Source organism: Pectobacterium aquaticum, from assembly GCF_003382565.3.
Classification (GTDB): domain Bacteria; phylum Pseudomonadota; class Gammaproteobacteria; order Enterobacterales; family Enterobacteriaceae; genus Pectobacterium; species Pectobacterium aquaticum.
In genome coordinates this window covers 1,914,063-1,931,963 of the sequence record NZ_CP086253.1, presented here as the reverse complement: position 1 = coordinate 1,931,963, position 17,901 = coordinate 1,914,063, and the positions used below count along the sequence as shown (strand labels likewise).

The 17,901-nt window shown below is 51.3% G+C and carries 15 protein-coding genes and 1 other annotated feature; of the genes, 6 read left to right on the top strand and 9 right to left on the bottom strand.

Annotated features, from left to right (window positions below; genetic code table 11):
- Nucleotides 1-117: 117 nt before the first annotated feature.
- The 8 genes from citG to DMB82_RS08990 all read right to left on the bottom strand — a co-directional run bounded on the left by citG (nucleotide 118) and on the right by DMB82_RS08990 (nucleotide 7,972).
- On the bottom strand, nucleotides 118-1,023 hold the full coding sequence (gene citG, locus DMB82_RS09025; protein WP_116163438.1) for a triphosphoribosyl-dephospho-CoA synthase CitG: 906 nt from the start codon (nucleotides 1,021-1,023) through the stop codon (nucleotides 118-120).
- On the bottom strand, nucleotides 1,001-1,528 hold the full coding sequence (citX, locus tag DMB82_RS09020) for a citrate lyase holo-[acyl-carrier protein] synthase (protein WP_102116284.1): 528 nt from the start codon (nucleotides 1,526-1,528) through the stop codon (nucleotides 1,001-1,003). Before citX ends, citG begins: the two co-directional genes overlap by 23 nt.
- Nucleotides 1,529-1,554: 26 nt before the next feature.
- Entirely contained in the window at nucleotides 1,555-3,084 is a 1,530-nt protein-coding gene (gene citF, locus DMB82_RS09015; RefSeq protein WP_116163440.1) for a citrate lyase subunit alpha, read from the bottom strand.
- A gap of 53 nt (nucleotides 3,085-3,137) precedes the next feature.
- On the bottom strand, nucleotides 3,138-4,013 hold the full coding sequence (citE, locus tag DMB82_RS09010; protein ID WP_039357952.1) for a citrate (pro-3S)-lyase subunit beta: 876 nt from the start codon (nucleotides 4,011-4,013) through the stop codon (nucleotides 3,138-3,140).
- Nucleotides 4,013-4,303, bottom strand: coding sequence for a citrate lyase acyl carrier protein (citD, locus tag DMB82_RS09005; protein ID WP_102116282.1), 291 nt, complete (start codon nucleotides 4,301-4,303; stop codon nucleotides 4,013-4,015). The genes citE and citD overlap by 1 nt, the downstream gene beginning before the upstream one ends.
- Before the next feature lie 23 nt (nucleotides 4,304-4,326).
- Nucleotides 4,327-5,391 carry a [citrate (pro-3S)-lyase] ligase gene (gene citC / locus DMB82_RS09000; RefSeq protein WP_102116281.1) on the bottom strand — a complete coding sequence of 355 codons (1,065 nt, stop codon included), beginning with the start codon at nucleotides 5,389-5,391 and terminating at the stop codon, nucleotides 4,327-4,329.
- Between the two features lie 87 nt (nucleotides 5,392-5,478).
- Nucleotides 5,479-6,363 carry a fumarylacetoacetate hydrolase family protein gene (locus DMB82_RS08995; RefSeq protein WP_102116280.1) on the bottom strand — a complete coding sequence of 295 codons (885 nt, stop codon included), beginning with the start codon at nucleotides 6,361-6,363 and terminating at the stop codon, nucleotides 5,479-5,481.
- A 238-nt stretch (nucleotides 6,364-6,601) separates the two neighbouring features.
- On the bottom strand, nucleotides 6,602-7,972 hold the full coding sequence (locus DMB82_RS08990; RefSeq protein WP_116163442.1) for a 2-hydroxycarboxylate transporter family protein: 1,371 nt from the start codon (nucleotides 7,970-7,972) through the stop codon (nucleotides 6,602-6,604).
- 419 nt (nucleotides 7,973-8,391) lie between these two features.
- On the opposite strand from DMB82_RS08990, the gene DMB82_RS08985 reads away from it, so the two are divergent.
- The 4 genes from DMB82_RS08985 (at nucleotide 8,392) to DMB82_RS08970 (ending at nucleotide 15,456) form a co-directional block, all read left to right on the top strand.
- Nucleotides 8,392-9,996 (top strand): ATP-binding protein, encoded by a 1,605-nt coding sequence (locus tag DMB82_RS08985; RefSeq protein ID WP_116155632.1) that lies wholly within the window; start codon nucleotides 8,392-8,394, stop codon nucleotides 9,994-9,996.
- A 95-nt stretch (nucleotides 9,997-10,091) separates the two neighbouring features.
- Nucleotides 10,092-10,793: a response regulator gene (locus DMB82_RS08980; protein ID WP_116163444.1), complete on the top strand. Its 702-nt coding sequence runs from the start codon at nucleotides 10,092-10,094 to the stop codon at nucleotides 10,791-10,793.
- Between the two features lie 457 nt (nucleotides 10,794-11,250).
- A complete protein-coding gene (locus DMB82_RS08975; RefSeq protein WP_109225609.1) occupies nucleotides 11,251-13,185 on the top strand; it encodes a methyl-accepting chemotaxis protein in 1,935 nt (644 codons plus the stop codon).
- Nucleotides 13,186-13,503: 318 nt separating this feature from the next.
- The gene (locus DMB82_RS08970) at nucleotides 13,504-15,456 is read left to right on the top strand and encodes a methyl-accepting chemotaxis protein (RefSeq protein ID WP_102116275.1); all 1,953 of its coding nucleotides are present in this window, start codon (nucleotides 13,504-13,506) and stop codon (nucleotides 15,454-15,456) included.
- 105 nt (nucleotides 15,457-15,561) lie between these two features.
- Here DMB82_RS08970 and DMB82_RS08965 read toward each other — a convergent pair whose 3' ends face one another.
- On the bottom strand, nucleotides 15,562-16,398 hold the full coding sequence (locus tag DMB82_RS08965) for an SDR family oxidoreductase (RefSeq protein WP_102116274.1): 837 nt from the start codon (nucleotides 16,396-16,398) through the stop codon (nucleotides 15,562-15,564).
- A gap of 405 nt (nucleotides 16,399-16,803) precedes the next feature.
- On the opposite strand from DMB82_RS08965, the gene hisL reads away from it, so the two are divergent.
- Entirely contained in the window at nucleotides 16,804-16,851 is a 48-nt protein-coding gene (gene hisL / locus DMB82_RS08960) for a his operon leader peptide (protein WP_106389040.1), read from the top strand.
- Nucleotides 16,827-16,948 (top strand) — a sequence feature (His leader region). Its footprint overlaps the gene before it by 25 nt.
- Before the next feature lie 49 nt (nucleotides 16,949-16,997).
- Nucleotides 16,998-17,897 carry an ATP phosphoribosyltransferase gene (gene hisG, locus DMB82_RS08955; protein WP_102116273.1) on the top strand — a complete coding sequence of 300 codons (900 nt, stop codon included), beginning with the start codon at nucleotides 16,998-17,000 and terminating at the stop codon, nucleotides 17,895-17,897.
- The last annotated feature ends 4 nt before the right edge of the window (nucleotides 17,898-17,901 follow it).

Genomic DNA, 17,901 nt, shown 5'->3' with positions numbered 1-17,901 from the left:
AAAACTATATCGGCAATTTTCTCAATAAATTTAGTGGAACAAGAGGAAAAGTGTTAAGGCGCAGTCAAATAATGAATCGCATCGCTGCCAGCGCCTTTTATCGCACCTGTTCGTTTGCTATTCTGCAGGATAGTGATACAGCAGCCAAGTTAAGGCCAGTAGATCGGCGCTACCGCCTGGGCTAAGGTTTCTGGCAATCAGCGCGTCGTCCATCTCTCTTAGCGCCTGACGATCCAGCGGACCCGTCAGCAATCTCCGTGCGTAATCTTGCACAAACGCTAATCCGTCCATGCCGCCGCGTGAAACGACATTGGTGTCCGGATTGTGGGCCATCAACACCAGCAGCGTCCGTAACAGCGCAGTTTCATCGTCCCCCCCAGTAGCAATCGCCTGAATCAGGGCGGGCAACGCGTACTGGCATACGGTATTGAACCCACTGGCAGCCTCTCCCCTCGCCCCCGTCAGTCCATGACGCTGATAAAGATGTTCACCCGCCGTCGCTGCACCAGAACATGCCGCTAGCTCATTACGCACCAGATCGTGACACATGGCGGCGACGCTATCGCATAGACTGCGCTGCGTTACACGCTCTCCCCGTCCTGCCAGCCAACCGGCGGCGGTACACAATAGGCCAAATGCGAAAATCCCACCTTTATGGGTATTCACGCCTTTCGTCGCCGACAGCATCGCCTGTTCACAGGCGATGCCGATAGGCCGAACCTGAAACAGCAGTTGCGCTAGCGGTACGCTGGCGTGCTGATAACCCGCCTCGGTAAAATGCCGGAACCAGGGAGAGATCGCCTGAATGCTGGTCTGAAACAGCGCAACATCCATATCGCGGTGAGATCCGTTATTGGCGCGATCCACCAGTCCGGGCTTCGGCGTCAGCATGACTTCCATCGTCAGCGCATTGGCCACCCGTCGGTCGATATCGGGTAACGCGTCGCGTTCCCGATAATCGCCGATGGCGAAACGGGATACCGCGGCCGACAGGATACCGTCAGGCTGGCGTAAAGTAGGCATGAACCTTTTCCTCAATGTGCTCAAGCAGCTCAGGTAGTGAATGGCGGCGCGAACGGCTACAGGCGTGTGCCATCTGGTCGCACAATAGGCAGGTGCGCCCGCTGTGCGCCAGCATCGACCGGCCAATCGATCCCTCTTCCGGGCTGAAGATGTCGAAATCCCATAGCCGCCCCAGCTCATGGCTATCTTCCAGCGCAATAGTCGCAGCCTTCACGGACAGCGCATCTTTGGTGATCGCCCACAGCCCTTCCGCGCCCGTTGCCAGCCAGAGTGTTTGCTGCTCCAGCACCGTCCATCCCCGCGTCTGACACAGCAAGGCAAACGATTTGATAGCTTCGGCCATCACCTGCCGATAGCCTTCGCTATCTTTTATCGGCCCTGGCGTGACCAGCGTCAGCGACACCAGCGTCACACCGTGGCGGGCAAGCCACTCTTGTTGGCGAACTGCGCGGCGTTCCTTCGCCGCGAGTAAGGTTTCCAGCGAGATGGAAACAGCATTTGTCATTATCGATTCCCTCATGCGTTTACCGCTTATTCGTCGGCTTCCTTCACCTGACGAACGACGTCAATCACGCTGCCATCACGATAGCGAATAACGCCGACGATGCGATCGTGAAACTCGATAGCGCGTGGTTCCCCCACCAGCGCAATCGCACGCTGATACAGATCTTCAATCGTCATCACAGTCAGACCCGCCTGTTTCAGGCGTTCAGCAACTTCAGGTCGCGCCGGGTTGACGGCAATGCCGTGATCGGTCACCAGTACGTCAATACTTTCTCCCGGTGTAACCCGCGTCGTCACCTGACGCACCACAGTCGGGATGCGGCTACGAATCAGCGGCGCAACAACGATGGTCAGGTTCGCTGCCGTCGCGACGTCACAGTGTCCGCCGGACGCACCGCGCATCACGCCGTCTGAACCGGTGATCACGTTGACATTAAAATCAGTGTCAATTTCCAGCGCGCTGAGAATCACCATATCGAGCTGATCGCAGCAGGCTGCTTTAGAGCTTGGGTTGGCGTAAACGTTAGTGGAAATCTCGACGTGATTCGGGTTCTTCGCCAGCGATGCAGCCGCATTGGCATCGAAACACTGGGTATCGATCAGTTTCTCGATCAGCCCTTTTTCGTGCAGATCGACGATCCCGCCCGTGATGCCGCCGAGGGCGAAGCGTGCCACGATGTTCTGCTGACGCATTTTATCTTCGAGGAAACGCGTACAGGCCGTCGAGGCCGCGCCGGAGCCGGTCTGGATCGAGAAACCATTTTTGAAATAACCGGCATGTTCAATCACGTCTGCCGCGGAACGGGCAATTAGCAGCTCACGCGGGTTGCTGGTGACGCGCGCCGCGCCTACGCTAATTTTGGCCGGATCGCCGACTTCATCCACCTGAACGATGTAATCCACCTGATCCTGCACAATGCTGGCCGGCATGTTCGGGAACGGCACCAGCGCTTCAGTCAACAGCACTACTTTTCGAGCAAACTGCGCATCGACCATCGCATAGCCCAGTGAGCCGCAACTGGATTTCCCGGTGGTGCCGTTGGCGTTGCCAAATTCATCGCTGCACGGTACCCCGAGGAAAGCGACATCGATATTCAGTTCACCGCTTTGCAGCAAATGGACGCGACCACCGTGAGAATGAATCTGTACCGGTTCTTTCATTAATCCATGAGAAATCGCATCGGCCAGCTTGCCACGCATCCCCGAAGTGTAAATCCGGCTGATCACGCCCGCTTTAATGTGGTCGATCAGCGGCGCGTTACAGCTCATCAGCGAGCTGGATGCCAATGTCAGATCGCGAAAACCCATGCGAGCCAGCGTCTCAATCACCCGATTAATGACTTTATCGCCTTCGCGGAAATGGTGGTGGAAAGAGATCGTCATCCCGTCTTTCAGTCCGCTGTGACGAATCGCCTCCTCCAAATCGGCACACAGTTTGCGCTCATGTTTCTGGGCGACATCATTCAGCCACGGCGTATTGTGGTTGGCGTTGACGAAGGGTTGCAGATGACGTTTTTCCGGGTACTGCTTTTGCAGTGCTTCAATAAAATGACTCATTGTCTAATCCTGTAATTCCTGAGAGCGGCCATTGCGGTGTAATCACGCAATGGCTATTTGCGGACGCCGGAGGCCTGAGCACGTTCCAATACTCTTCTGGCGTGGTCGATAATGGGCCCGTCGATCATTTTCCCGTTCAGGGAAATAACGCCCAAGCCGGCACGTTCACCCTCTTCAGCGGCTTTGATCACCAGATGGGAATAGTCCACTTCATCCTGCGTAGGGGCATAAGCGTTGTGTAACAGCTCAATCTGGCGCGGGTTAATCAGGGATTTACCGTTGAAACCCAGTCTGCGGATCAGATCGACCTCTTTCAGGAAGCCCGCATCGTCATTAACATTGGGATAGACCACATCGAAGGCGTCGATACCGGCAGCGCGAGCCGCGTGCAGCACCGCACAACGGGCATAAAACAGTTCCGTGCCGTCACCGCGTTCCGTCTGCATATCCATCACATAGTCGAACGCCGCCAGCGCAATCCCGATCATGCGCTCGGAAGAACGGGCAATCGCAACGGCGTTAATCACGCCCACCGCTGACTCAATCGCCGCCATGATGCGCGTGGAGCCGACTTCACGGCCACAGGCTTTTTCGATACGAACCAGATGATGTTCCAGCTCATCGACATCGTCGGTGGAGTCAGTTTTTGGCAGGCGGATCACATCGGCACCACCGCGCACAGCAGCTTCCAGATCCAGCAGGCCAAACGGCGTACTGAGCTGGTTGATGCGTACCACGGTTTCAATATCACGGTACATCGGGTGCTGGAGCGCATGGAAAACCAGCAGGCGCGCGGTGTCTTTCTCACGCAGGGAAACCGCATCTTCCAGATCGAACATGATGGAGTCAGGCTTGTAGATAAACGCATTGGACAGCATGGCGGCGTTCGCGCCTGGGAGGAATAACATACTGCGGCGAAGCTTATTCATTACAATTTCTCCCATTCAATCTGCTGTCCATCTGCGGCGCGCAGTACTGCGCTTTGCACGCGAGCACGGATGACACAATCCAGCGCACCTTTGTCATCCACTATGATCGTCCCTTCCTGTACGCCCAGTTCTTTTAGCGTGTCATTCACAACCTGGTTGATTTGGTGGCCGAACTGTTTCATGACTTCGCTGTTGATGACCACGGTGAGTTTCCCGTCAGCCGGTGCCACTTTGACCAGCAAATCGCTGGATTCAAAGGTGCCTGCTAAGGACTCCTTAACAATCTTCATAGACTTATCCTGATTAATTTTAATTACGCGTATTCGGGTTCGTAGTAGCGCTGTAAATGCGCAAAAGTTGAGGCTGGCACGATGTCCTGAATACGGCTGTACTGCCGAAGCTTGAGTAATTTCCTGACTTCCGAAGCGGAAATAGCCAGTCCTGAGGTTTGCCGTTTGCGTTCAATTTCAACCACGTTTAACGCGGGGGAAGACACCGTTTGGTCTTTCTCCAGCCAGTAGTGCATGTCCTGATTGTATTGATACGTCACCGGGCAAAAGGGTTCGGTGCCGACGAAGCGCTGGGTAATACCGAGCGCCGGCGCGATATATTTCCTGAAAATGATTAAATCCAGCGCCGCATGGGCACGGGTGATGAGTTTCTCTTCCTTCAGGAAATAGCCGGGAAACGTCGCTTTAGAGATCATGTAGTTCGAACCAGCATGGACTGTCACATTGCGGATAGATTCCACACCGCGCTGTACCATCTCCAGACGTTCACTGAATGGGAAAAAGGACACATCTTCACGCACCACGAAAACGTGCAGCCAGTCACACGACTGCGCCGCATGCTCTGCCAGATAGCGGTGGCCCAGCGTGAAAGGGTTCGCGTTCATCACAATCGCGCCGATTTTTTTATCTGTCCGCGTCGCGAGCGGTTCAGGATGAGCAAAGGCCGCTAAAGACTGACAATACTGCTGGATGCCAATCGGCGTGTTTTCCATCAGCACCGCGCTGTCCTGATAGCACGCCAGCGGGTAGAAACCACATCCGCGAAAGATGTCGACATTTTCCGGTCGGGTATAGAGAAACAGGTGGAAGTGGCCGCGCTGCGCCGCCTGCTGTATGACTTCATTCACCACCTGCACGCCCAGATTGAGGTGTCTGAATTCAGGATCGACCGCAACGCATTTAATGGTGTTGGAAGCTAGCCCTGCGCAGGCAATCAGCCGCCCGCTCCGTTTGCCAACCACCACGATGTCAATATCGTCATCCATGCCGAGCTGGCAGTATGCAAGGAACTGGCGCACTGCGTCCCTTTCCTGCTCCCGAAGGCGCACATCCAGCGTGTCAAAAAAGACGGAATCATTGGCATACATCACGGTTTTTCCTGCAACTCGAATTATTTAGGCAATCTATTGCAGGCTGCCGGTTTAGCGCCGGCAGCCTGGTACTTACACGACTATTCAGTGCGCGACGGCTTCAACTGCTGCCGGAACCGATTTCACCGGCACAGCCGCATCCACGATCGTGTTACGCAAATGGCCAATGTTTTCGATTTCAACTTCAATACAATCGCCCGCTTTCATAAACAGCGGCGGATTGCGTTTTTTACCCACGCCGCCCGGTGAACCGGTAATGATCACGTCGCCAGCACTCAGCTCGGTAAAGGTGCTGATGTATTCAATCAGTTCAGCGACCTTGTGGATCATGCTGCTGGTATTGTCGTCCTGTACCATGCGGCCATTCAGATACGTGCGGATCGCCAGCACATGCGGATCGGGAATTTCATCCGTAGTGGTCAGATAAGGGCCAAACGCACCCGTTTTCTGCCAGTTTTTGCCAGCGGTAAACCAGCTGTGCTGCCAGTCACGCGCAGAACCATCCATGTAGCAGCTGTAGCCTGCGACATGAGAGAGCGCGACATCCTGAGCAATATTCTGTCCGCCTTTACCGATAACGACCGCCAGCTCGCCTTCATAATCAAACTCGCTGGAATAATGCGGTTTGATCACCGGCGTCGCATGTCCAGTTTGTGAATCCGCAAAGCGCACAAATAATGTTGGTGCGGGATTTTCTTCATTAAATTCATGACGTTTAGCGGCGTAATTCATCCCCACGCACAGTATTTTCCCTGGAGCGGTAATAACCGGTAAGAACGTCACATCCGCAACCGGAATATCCGGCGTATTCATACTGAATTCCTGTGCCACGTGTAACGCATTCTGTGCCAGCAGTGTTTTCAGATCGGGGTAACGGTGACCAATTTTACCGCCGAGATCGATTAATCCCGTTGGCGTATAAATACCGTAACTGTCCTTACCGTTATAACGATAGCTTGCAAGTTTCATAATATTTCCTGTGCAAAATAAACCCACGCGCAGTGGCGGCTTTTATTCTGTTAACTCAGCTCATTCTTCAACGTAATATTTATATACCCTAAATAATTCGAGTTTCAGGAAGGCGGCAAGAGAGCGAATCCCGATGAACTTACTCAAGTAAGTGATTCGGGTGAGTGAACGCAGTCAACGCACATGCAACTTGAAGTATGACGGGTATAGCTCAGCGCTTTTTATTTTCTGAATGACATCAGACTAAAAAGTTGGCGAGCACCAGCAGTGAAATCGAAACGTTAATCGCACCGCCGATACGCGTAGCAATCTGCGCGAATGGCATCAGCACCATACGGTTACCTGCCGTCAGAATCGCGACGTCACCGGTGCCGCCCTGTCCGCTCTGGCAGCAGGAGATAATGGCAACATCAATCGGGTGCATACCGATTTTTCTACCCACAAAGAAGCCGGTCGCGACCAACGTCACCACGGTAGAAATAATCACCAGCAGGTTTTGAATCGTAAAAGCGTTCACCAGTTCCTGCCATGGCGTAATCGCCACGCCAACGGCAAACAGAATCGGATACGTCACAGAGGTCTGGAAGAATTTGTAAACGACCTGAGAACCTTCCAGCATTTTCGGTGAAACACCGTGAGCCAGCTTCACCAGCACCGCCGCGAACAGCATGCCAACCGGTGCAGGCAGGCCGATGACTTTGTGACCAAGCATACCCACCATGTACAGCAGGATTGCCAGCAGCGCGCCAGAAGCAATCGTCGTGACGTCGGCTTTGCCGCTAAAGGCTGAAACCGGAGTGCTGCTTGCGCTGCTGCCCAGACTATTATCTTTATTTGGCATCAGTTCTCCTTCACCGGTCAGGTGTGGAAAGCGTTTACCCAACTGATTCAGCACACCAGCAAGAATGATCGCGGTCAGGCTACCCAACATGACGATAGGCAAAACGCGCCCCAGCGCAACGCCCTGATCCATATGCAAAATCGTGGCATAGCCGATAGACAGCGGGATAGCGCCTTCACCCACCCCGCCCGCCATAATCGGCAGAATCAGGAAGAAGAAGATTTGGAATGGATCCAGACCGAGCGCCATACCTACACCCATGCCCACCAGCATCCCAGCAGCTTCACCGCACAGCATAGGGAAGAAAATACGCAGGAAGCCCTGAATCAGCGTCTGCCGATTCATACTCATGATGCTGCCGACAATAATGCAGCAGATGTAGAGATACAGGATGTTGGTACTTTTATAGAATTTGGTCGTGGATTCAACGACAACGTCCGGCAGCAGGCCGTAATGCACCATCGCCGAGGGGATAAAGGTCGCACAGATTGCCGCCGCCCCCATCTTGCCGATAATCGGCAGACGTTTACCAAATTCACCACAGGCGAACCCGAAGAATGCCAGCGTCGCGACCATCACGACGATGTCGCTCGGCAACTTGCCACTCAGGCAGTCGATGCCGATTAATACCCCCGCCAGCACAAAGAGCGGCACAGGAATAATACCTACTTTATAGGTATCCAGAACATGCCACCATTTTTCCTTTAATGAGGCCTTCCCAGCCGCCTCATTATTTACCACAATATATGAATCATCAGTCGTGCTCATAACTCTGTCCCCGTTTTATTTTGTCCGCGCATCATAGGGGGCGGGAACATATTATTATGTGATTCTCTTCAAATTAAAAAACGAGTTTTAAAGGCGTTTATGGTTTTTATGGTTTATATTAGAAAATCGTTTATTACACAGTCGATTAGATGATTTTACGTTCAGAATAAATTTTACGGTTTCTATGGAGTTTATGGTTTTTATTTCCTAAAAATGACTATGTTGATGAAAAGTAATTAAGTTGTTTATTAAACAAAACAGAGTCGTTTAATTTTATCTATTTATTACTGCCTTCATATTGATAACAACCTATTTAAACGTGTTATTGCTCACAAGTTTTTTCCTCTCGGCCCATTCTTATTACCATTCGTGATAAATTCACCAGCTATTTTTCGTTCACTGGCAGGCTACCGCACATCATGAGAGTGAGACTTTCCTTTCATATCAAATTATTTATCTATTTGATCGTCTTCTTCTCTTCGTTACTTCTGATGACGGGCATTTATTATTATCACGATATTGACAAGCAGCTGTATTCCGAGCTGGGTACGCGCGCGCAGGTACAGGCCAGAGAAATCGCCATCATTCCCTCCTTGGTTGAATCAGTGAAGAATAAAGATATCAAACAGATAGATGCACTCGTTCAACAGTTAAAGCAGCGCAGCGATGCCAGCTATATTGTGATCGGGGATAATCAGGCGCGTCATCTGTTTCATTCTGAATACGCGGAAAGTGACAAGCTCGTAGGCACGCAGATGGTGGGCGGCGATAACTTCGACGTATTAGCGGGAAAAAGCGTGATCACCGTGCGCCACGGCAGCATAGGCGTCTCACTACGCAGCAAGGCGCCAATCGTGGCTGACGGTCAGGTCATTGGTATTGTTTCCGTCGGCTATTTGAAAACCCACATCGATAACCTGACATTCAGTAAGCTGGCGCATATTCTGCTGGCGATTCTGGCGATGTTTGTCGCGCTGTTTCTCTTTTCCTGGTGGTTCTCGCGTAATCTAAAGAAACAAATGTTTGGCCTCGAACCGCTTGAGATTCGTATGCTGGTCAGGCAGCAGAAGGCGCTGCTCGAATCGATCTACGAAGGGGTGATCGCCATCGATAAGCAGCACCGTATTGCCGCCATTAACCATGCCGCCAAAGAAATCCTCGGGCTGAACGAACCGTCCTATCTGTTGCGCGGCAAGCCGATTGATACCGTCATTAAGCCTGTGCCCTTTTTCTCCGGCGAGGCTATGTGGAACAGCGACACCCACGATGAAATCTGCCGTTTTAACCACGCCACCGTGATTGCCAGCCGAGTGCGGATCATGCTGGAGGATGAGCTTCAGGGCTGGGTCATCAGCTTCCGCAGTAAAAACGATATCCACACGCTTAGCATGCAGCTCAGTCAGGTAAAACGTTACGCGAATAGTCTGCGCATTTTGCGCCATGAGCAGTTGAACTGGACGGCGACGCTGGCCGGGTTGCTACACCTAAAACGCTATGACGAAGCCATCAAATATATTGAAGCGCAGTCCGAAAGCGCGCAGGTGGTGCTGGATTTTGTGTCGCGCCGCTTCTGTTCACCCGCGCTGTGCGGGCTGCTGCTGGGCAAATACGCGACGGCACGGGAAAAAGGCATTGAGATTGTTTTCGATCCACGCTGCCAGCTTACCCATATTCCACCGGCGCTGAGCGAAACGGAACTGATGTCCATCATTGGTAATTTGCTGGACAACGCGATGGAAGCCACATTAGCCACCACCGCACCACATTATCCTGTCGAGGTGTATATCTATGACAGCGAACAAGAATTGGTCATTGAAGTCGCCGATCAAGGGACGGGTATCGATCCGGCCATTGCCGATAGCCTGTTTGAAATCGGCGTGACCAGTAAAACGCAGGGCGATCACGGGCTGGGGCTGCATCTGGTTGCCAGCTACGTCAATCAGGCTCAGGGAATGATCGAAGTCTCGGCCAACCAGCCGAATGGCAGCATATTTTCCCTATTTATTCCGATGTCCCCCCAATAATTTGAGCGGCGCGTAGTGAACAACGCACAGGCCGCTTGAGGTATAACGGACACACTATTTTATTTATAATTCAGAGACTAACAGGGATTCACACCATGCAGCACACTGAACATTTCGATGTCTTAATCGTTGAAGATGAAAGTAAGCTGGCAAATATTCATGCTGAATTTATTGAAAAACATTTCAATCTGCGTGTCGTCGGGATTGCCGCTACGCTTTTTGAAGCCAAAAAGCTCCTTCAGCAGCACAGGCCGCGCCTGATTTTGCTGGATAACTATTTGCCTGACGGCGAAGGGGTTTCGCTGATTGAAAGCCAACTACTCAAAGGAATGAACTGTTCCGTCATCTTCATTACCGCCGCCAGCGATATGAATACCTGCGCTCAGGCGATTCGCTGCGGGGCCTTTGACTACATTATCAAACCGCTCTCCTACCCACGGCTGCGCTCTTCGCTGGAGCGATTTATTCAATTCGTGAAAACTCAGCACACTTACAAAATTGTCGATCAGCAGAACGTAGATATTCTCTATCAGTTGCAATCGTCCGGCGCAGTCTCCTCCTCCTCAGCGAAAGGCATTGAAGAGAACACGCTGGGGCTGATCAAGCAGATTTTTGCTAACGATGACGGCGATACACTCTATTCTATCGATGATATCGTCGAAAAAACCGGACTCAGTAAAACGACGGCGCGTCGCTATCTGGAGTTCTGCGTTGAAAATCAGTTCCTCGATATCGAAATGCGTTACGGCAAGATTGGTCACCCACGTCGGCTGTATCGTACCAAAAGCACCCACTAGCCCCCCTATCCTATGACGGTGAGATTAGCCGTCATAGGGCATTCGGCACAGTCAGACAACAATGTACGATAAAAATTGAGATAAAAATCCGCTAACGTAATAACGTCATGCACTACTCAGTGCACCTTACCTCTATTAATTCAAAACTTAACCATTCGTTATTTTTACCCTGCTTATATTTCAAAAAAAAATTCTAAATTACCCCGTTCCTTCTCAAGTTTTTAAAAATAATCATAGTTCCCTGTATTTATCTCTACAGCGGTTACCGTAACGCAGATTGGTAATTCGACCAGCGCTTGCAGTGCAATTGTCCAACAATACGAGAGAAGCCTCACAAATTATTATTCGTTTCTTCACTCACACTAAAAAAAACCACTATAAATCCGATAAGCATTATGGGTCATATACGCTATTAATTCGTTACCCGACACCAGTAATTCATCCCCGGAGAGACGTCATGTTCTTAGCCAAAAAAATCAGAAATCTTAAAATATCCCAAAAGTTGTATCTTGGGTTTGGGGTGATCTTGCTACTGGTCATCATTGCATCGCTACTGAGCGCAGGTCGCTTCAGAGAAATTCGTGATATCTATGAAAAAACCAATCTTATTTACAACATCAACATCGAAGTCTTTCAGGCCAAAATAAATCGCCTGAAGTATTTTTACTCGTATGAAGAGAAGTCACGTGAAACTATGGCGGGCTTCGTTAAACATGCTTCAGAGTTAACCACTGAAGCGAAAACGCTCTCATGGAGTCCGGAAGGCGCTCCCCTCGTCAACGATCTCGGCCAGAACCTGACCGAATTCCAGAACGCTATCACCGAGATGGGGAAATCCACGCAGCGCGTGGTAGAAAATCGCGACAAAATCAGCGCCGCCAACGGGCAAAACATTACCGCGGATTTTTACACCAAACTGCGCCAGCAGCCTTCTGATAGCGCAACGCAATATCAGGCTGAAGATTTGGCAACGCAGGTTTCAGAACTCAAGCAGTTATCCTATGAGTTGCAGCTTAAGCAAAATGCCGATGCCGCGAAGAAGCTCGATGAGGCTTTTGGTCGCTTTGACAGCAACTACCAGGCCGCCACTGCGGCACTGACGCCTGAACAGCAGGTCGCCGCAGAGGGCCTGCGGAGCTATGTCACCAGCTATAAAAAGCTCAACGCTGACTACTTCCAGAGCGTCAACAATCTGAAAAAAGCCGAAGACGGCGTGAAGGTCGGCGGGGATAAAAGCAGCGCCTCTATTAAAGCGCTTATCGCTATCGTCAAAGAGAAGAATGATGCACTGGCATACGGTTCCGCTACCATCACGATGATCATTGGCCTCATCGCCGTCGTGATCGGCATTATCATTTCGCTGCTGATTACCCGCCAAATCACCCGCCCCGTGATTCACAACCTTTCTCTGGCGGAAAAAATCGCCGCAGGCGATCTGACGTCAACGATCGTGGCTGACCGCGATGATGAATTGGGTCAGCTAACGTCCGCCATGGGAAGAATGAACGAGAAGCTGCGCCATATGATCAGCGATGTGCGCGACAGCGTGGACAGCGTGTCCACCTCTGCGGCCAAGATTGCCGCAGGTAACAGCGACCTCTCCTCGCGCACCGAGCAGCAGTCTGCCGCTGTGGTAGAAACTGCCGCCAGCATGGAAGAACTGACGTCGACCGTGAAAAACAACGCCGAAAACGCCAAACAAGCGAGCCAAATCAGTACTGAAGCCTCGCAAAATGCGCACAAAGGCGGCGAAGTAGTACGCGATGTAGTGGATACCATGTCAGGGATTTCAGACAGCTCACGAAAGATTGCCGACATCACCGCCGTTATCAACAGCATTGCTTTCCAGACCAATATTCTGGCGCTTAACGCCGCCGTAGAGGCCGCTCGAGCTGGGGAGCAAGGCCGTGGATTCGCCGTGGTTGCCAGCGAGGTACGGACGCTTTCTCAACGCACCTCTCAAGCGGCGAAAGAAATCGCTACTCTGATATCTGAGTCAGTATCCCGTATCAATGTCGGCACGCAGTTGGTGGCAAACGCGGGAACCGCGATGGATCAGATTGTCTCGTCTGTCTCGCGGGTTAACGACATCATGGGGGAAATCGCCTCCGCCTCCGATGAGCAAAGCCGCGGTATTGAGCAAATTTCTCGCGCCATCAGCGAGCTTGATACCACCACGCAGCAGAATGCGGCGCTGGTAATGGAATCCTCAATCTCCGCTAACTCGCTGGAAGAACAGTCTGCAATACTCGAAAGTATGGTGGCGAACTTCCGCCTGTCCGATCAAGAGGGGCGCAAACCCAAAGCAAATCTCTCCGGTTTGCCGCCACAGCAGAAACGCCTGCCACCTGCATCAAAACAGTCGCAGGATTCAGGCTGGACAACGTTCTAACATTAGATCCTTCAGCCCTGATATGACGTCAGGGCTGAATTCAATGATCAATAAATCGTTAAATAATCAGTAAGCTACGTTGTTTTGGATGTATCCCCATAAAACACTGTGCATTTGCACAGCCCGCCTTGATATCCATCACAAAATGTTATTATCCCCTACTCTGGCACTAACATCGCGATAAGAAAGCCCGATAACTCATAGTAGCTAGCAATGAAACCGTCGTGAAACATGACATCGTTATTAACCGTGAAATAATCGTTAGCAATAAAATCGTGATCATTATTACTAATAAATCGTCCTACATGGAGAGTTATAATGCAGAATCTTGCCAGTCGAATCCGTAACACAAAAATCGCACATAAACTGTATGCGGGATTCGGCATTATTTTATTACTCGTTATTGTTGCCTCATCGCTTAGTACAAAAAGATTTAAAGACATCAAAGATATCTATGAGAAAACCAATCTTATTTACAGCATCAATATTGAGGTGTTTCAGGCAAAAATAAATCGTGTTAAATATTTCTACGCCCCTGATGAAAAGACAAAAGATATTCTGGCGAAATTCGTTAAAAGCGCGACAGACTTAACAGACAGTGCAAAAACGCTGGCCTGGAGCACCGATGAGTTAGGCCACATCAACAGCTTAAAAGAAAACTTAGAAGGCTTTCAGACATCGGTATCCGCAATGTCTGTTGCAACACAAAAAGCGGTTGCTATTCAGGGAAAAATAAATCAACTCCATGCACAAGCCACGCTGGAACCTGTTGCACAGACCATTCATAGCACCAGTTCATTCCCCGATAATGATGCCTATTACGCGATTAGTAGACTCGCTTTCTTGTTAAGTGAAGTGCAAAAGCTGAGTTATGAGCTGCAAATAACAAAAGATGAGAAAACCGTCACTGCACTGAATAACCGTTATGCGGAAACGGAATCAGCCTATCAGGCCTTACCGATTTTACCTGCCGATCTGAAAGGTCAGGCTGACGCATTACGCAATTACATCAAGCAATATCAACAGATTAACGCAGACTATTACACCGCTTTCGATGACGTGAAAAAAGCAGAATATCTGGTCATGAGAGCAGGAACGAAAAGCAGTGCCGACATCAACGCACTGACGGCCATTATCAAAGCGAAAAACGATGAGCTGGCCTATAACTCTGCCACCATTACCATGATTATCGGTCTCATCGCCGTCATCATCGGTATCATTATTTCGATCTACATCACCCGGATTATTACCCGCCCCATCATCCATAACCTGTCGCTGGCGGAACGTATTGCCAGTGGCGATCTCACCACCTCGATTCAAACCGATCGCCACGATGAACTGGGGCGGCTTACCCACGCAATGGGGACGATGAATGAACAGCTGCGCCACGTTATCTCCGAAGTGCGGGACAGCGTTGGTAGCGTCAGCCAGTCGGCAAGCAAAATTGCCACAGGCAATAGCGATCTGTCTTCACGTACAGAGCAGCAGTCGGCCGCCGTAGTTGAAACCGCGGCTAGCATGGAAGAACTGACGTCAACGGTGAAAAACAACGCCGACAACGCCAAGCATGCTAGCCAAATCGCTGCCGATGCCTCCAAGAATGCGCTGAAAGGTGGTGAGGTCGTGAAACAGGTGGTGACAACGATGGACAATATCGCGGCCAGCTCCAAAAAAATCGCTGATATCACCAGCGTCATCAACAGTATTGCCTTCCAGACTAACATTCTGGCGCTGAACGCCGCGGTAGAAGCCGCACGCGCCGGTGAACAAGGGCGCGGTTTTGCCGTGGTGGCAGGCGAAGTCCGCAATTTGGCACAACGCAGTGCGCAGGCAGCCAAAGACATCGCAGCGTTGATTTCAGAATCGGTCGAACGCACCAATGCGGGTAGCCATCTTGTGGCCGTTGCCGGAGATACGATGGAACAAATCGTCGATTCCGTTTCCCGCGTGAACGACATCATGGGGGAAATTTCCTCTGCTTCTGAGGAACAGAGCCGAGGTATTGGGCAAATCGCGCAGGCGATCGGCGAGTTGGATACCACCACGCAGCAGAACGCGTCGCTGGTGATGGAATCGTCTATTGCCGCCAATTCGCTGGAAGAGCAGGCGGTGCTGCTAGAGAAGCTGCTCGAACACTTCCGCGTGTCTCAATCCGACACCCGATCCGCTTCACTTGCGTCATCCTCTACGCCACGCCACGCGTTGCCAAAACGGGTGTCAACGGCAGACAAAAAATCCGCGTCGTCAGAAAGCGACTGGACGTCATTTTAAGGCCTCAAGCCCGGATGCGTCACATACATCCGGGCATATCAGAAAACCTATAGTGGTCTCAAAAAAATCGGGGTATCAACAAATCAGCACGCATGGTGGTTAGCGCTACAAGCCCTCGTTCAACGGCATCGTTGAGGGATTAGGGTACTGATACTCAAACCCGAGTTCATGGCAGATACGCTGTCCATCAACAATTTTCCCCTGAGCGCTGTCGGTTACGGGCGAAAACTGCGGCGGAGACAGGTGCAATCTGCGCGCCTGTTCCGGGTAAAAATCCTGTCTGGCAGGATGTTCTGGTGCACACAGATTATAGATATGCCCGCCGTTCGGAAGCTTAAGCAGCAACAGGATCGCCGCCAGCACATCTTCCTGATGCACCAGATTCACGCCATGATTACCGCGCGGCAGATTGGTTTTGCCCGCAAGGAAACGTCCAGGATGGCGTTCACCACCGATCAGCCCCGCAAGACGCAAGATATCGACGGAGGTATCAGGTAGATGCTGCAACCACTGTTCGAGGGACACCAGTGTTTTCCCTGCTACCGTCGTCGGCTGTAGCGGCGAGTGTTCTTTTGCCGTGCCGCTGCTATCGCCATAAACCGAGGTTGAACTGGTGAAGATAATACGCGGGACATGAAACACACGCGCCATATTCACCAATTGCTGTACCGCTTGCGCATACCCTTCGCCCCCTTCCGCCGTTCGGCTAGCGGGCAAGGTCACGATCAATACGTCAACCTGTAGTAATACGCTAAGTTCATCAGCGTCACATTCCAGTTCAGGCGTCAGCGCCAGTTGATAGCACTCAATGCCGCTCATTCGCGCTGCTTCCACGCCATCCTGAGTGGTTTTCGTCCCTGTCACGTGGTAGCCGTGCCCATTGAGCGCCAGAGCTAGCGGCATACCCAACCAGCCCAATCCCACAATCGATACTTTTTTCATCAGCCGTTCTCCCCTGCAAGGAGCCTGTTATAACACTTAGTACTCTAAATAATTCGAGTTTCAGGCAGGCGGCAAGAGAAGGAATCCCGATGAGCTTACTCAAGTAAGTGATTCGGGTGACTGAATGCAGCCAACGCACATGCAACTTGAAGTATGACGAGTACATACACGCCTACAGAGTAAACGGCTTTGACGCCCACCGCTACGGATGCCTGTCCGATTCCGTAGTCTTTTCTGCCTATCAAAAGCGGATATCCAGCGCGATTATGCTGGCACATCACGCAACCAAAACGAACTTCCCACATCTGCTAAAAAAATGTTGCACAACAGCCCGAACATGGTTTAGGTTATTCGACAGAAATCGTTATTGATTTAATAAACACTGACACAACAAAGAGACACTTTATGACACGCGTTCTGTTTAACCACCATCATCACCATCATCCTGATTAGTCTTTCGGGCAGTTGGTGCTGGAAGACGTTAAGATCTTCCAGTGGCGCAGAACACAAAGAGAGCCCTCGGAAGATCACCTTCCGAGGGTTTTTTTATGCTCGCTCTATTTCCAAAAATTTAAATTTGACAGGTTAATGAGGTTTCCATGCTGGATAAAACACGTTTACGGATAGCAATGCAGAAGTCAGGCCGTCTGAGCGACGATTCACGCGAACTGCTGGCGCGCTGCGGGATCAAAATCAACTTACAGCAACAGCGTCTGATTGCGTTTGCAGAAAATATGCCGATTGATATCCTGCGCGTACGCGATGACGACATCCCCGGTCTGGTCATGGATGGCGTGGTCGATCTGGGCATTATCGGCGAAAACGTGCTGGAAGAAGAGCTGTTAAACCGTCGTGCACAGGGCGAAGATCCGCGTTACTTCACACTGCGTCGTCTGGATTTCGGCGGCTGCCGCCTGTCGCTGGCGATGCCATTGGACGAAGCCTATACCGGTCCTGAATGTCTGCAAAACAAACGTATCGCCACCTCTTATCCTCACCTGCTCAAACAATATCTCGACAGACAGTCTGTCAATTTCAAATCCTGTCTGCTCAACGGTTCCGTCGAAGTCGCACCGCGTGCCGGTCTGGCCGATGCTATCTGCGATCTGGTATCAACCGGTGCTACGCTTGAAGCCAACGGCCTGCGCGAAGTCGAAGTGATTTACCGTTCCAAAGCCTGCCTGATTCAGCGCGACGGCGAAATGCCAGCAGAGAAACAGCAGCTAATCGATAAGCTACTGACCCGTATGCAAGGCGTGATTCAGGCGCGTGAATCAAAATACATCATGCTGCACGCACCTAGCGAACGTCTGGACGAAATTATTTCCCTGTTGCCTGGTGCCGAACGTCCGACCATTCTCCCGCTGGCCGGCGATCAGCGTCGTGTTGCCATGCACATGGTCAGCAGCGAAACGCTGTTCTGGGAAACGATGGAAAAGCTGAAATCATTAGGTGCCAGCTCCATTCTGGTCCTGCCGATTGAAAAAATGATGGAGTGATGAC

Excerpts from the sequence above, each read along its gene's own strand:
- citG (WP_116163438.1), bottom strand. The coding sequence starts at position 1,023 with ATGCCTACTTTACGCCAGCCTGACGGTATCCTGTCGGCCGCGGTATCC.
- citX (WP_102116284.1), bottom strand. The coding sequence starts at position 1,528 with ATGACAAATGCTGTTTCCATCTCGCTGGAAACCTTACTCGCGGCGAAG.
- citF (WP_116163440.1), bottom strand. The coding sequence starts at position 3,084 with ATGAGTCATTTTATTGAAGCACTGCAAAAGCAGTACCCGGAAAAACGT.
- citE (WP_039357952.1), bottom strand. The coding sequence starts at position 4,013 with ATGAATAAGCTTCGCCGCAGTATGTTATTCCTCCCAGGCGCGAACGCC.
- citD (WP_102116282.1), bottom strand. The coding sequence starts at position 4,303 with ATGAAGATTGTTAAGGAGTCCTTAGCAGGCACCTTTGAATCCAGCGAT.
- citC (WP_102116281.1), bottom strand. The coding sequence starts at position 5,391 with ATGTATGCCAATGATTCCGTCTTTTTTGACACGCTGGATGTGCGCCTT.
- DMB82_RS08995 (WP_102116280.1), bottom strand. The coding sequence starts at position 6,363 with ATGAAACTTGCAAGCTATCGTTATAACGGTAAGGACAGTTACGGTATT.
- DMB82_RS08990 (WP_116163442.1), bottom strand. The coding sequence starts at position 7,972 with ATGAGCACGACTGATGATTCATATATTGTGGTAAATAATGAGGCGGCT.
- DMB82_RS08985 (WP_116155632.1), top strand. The coding sequence starts at position 8,392 with ATGAGAGTGAGACTTTCCTTTCATATCAAATTATTTATCTATTTGATC.
- DMB82_RS08980 (WP_116163444.1), top strand. The coding sequence starts at position 10,092 with ATGCAGCACACTGAACATTTCGATGTCTTAATCGTTGAAGATGAAAGT.
- DMB82_RS08975 (WP_109225609.1), top strand. The coding sequence starts at position 11,251 with ATGTTCTTAGCCAAAAAAATCAGAAATCTTAAAATATCCCAAAAGTTG.
- DMB82_RS08970 (WP_102116275.1), top strand. The coding sequence starts at position 13,504 with ATGCAGAATCTTGCCAGTCGAATCCGTAACACAAAAATCGCACATAAA.
- DMB82_RS08965 (WP_102116274.1), bottom strand. The coding sequence starts at position 16,398 with ATGAAAAAAGTATCGATTGTGGGATTGGGCTGGTTGGGTATGCCGCTA.
- hisG (WP_102116273.1), top strand. The coding sequence starts at position 16,998 with ATGCTGGATAAAACACGTTTACGGATAGCAATGCAGAAGTCAGGCCGT.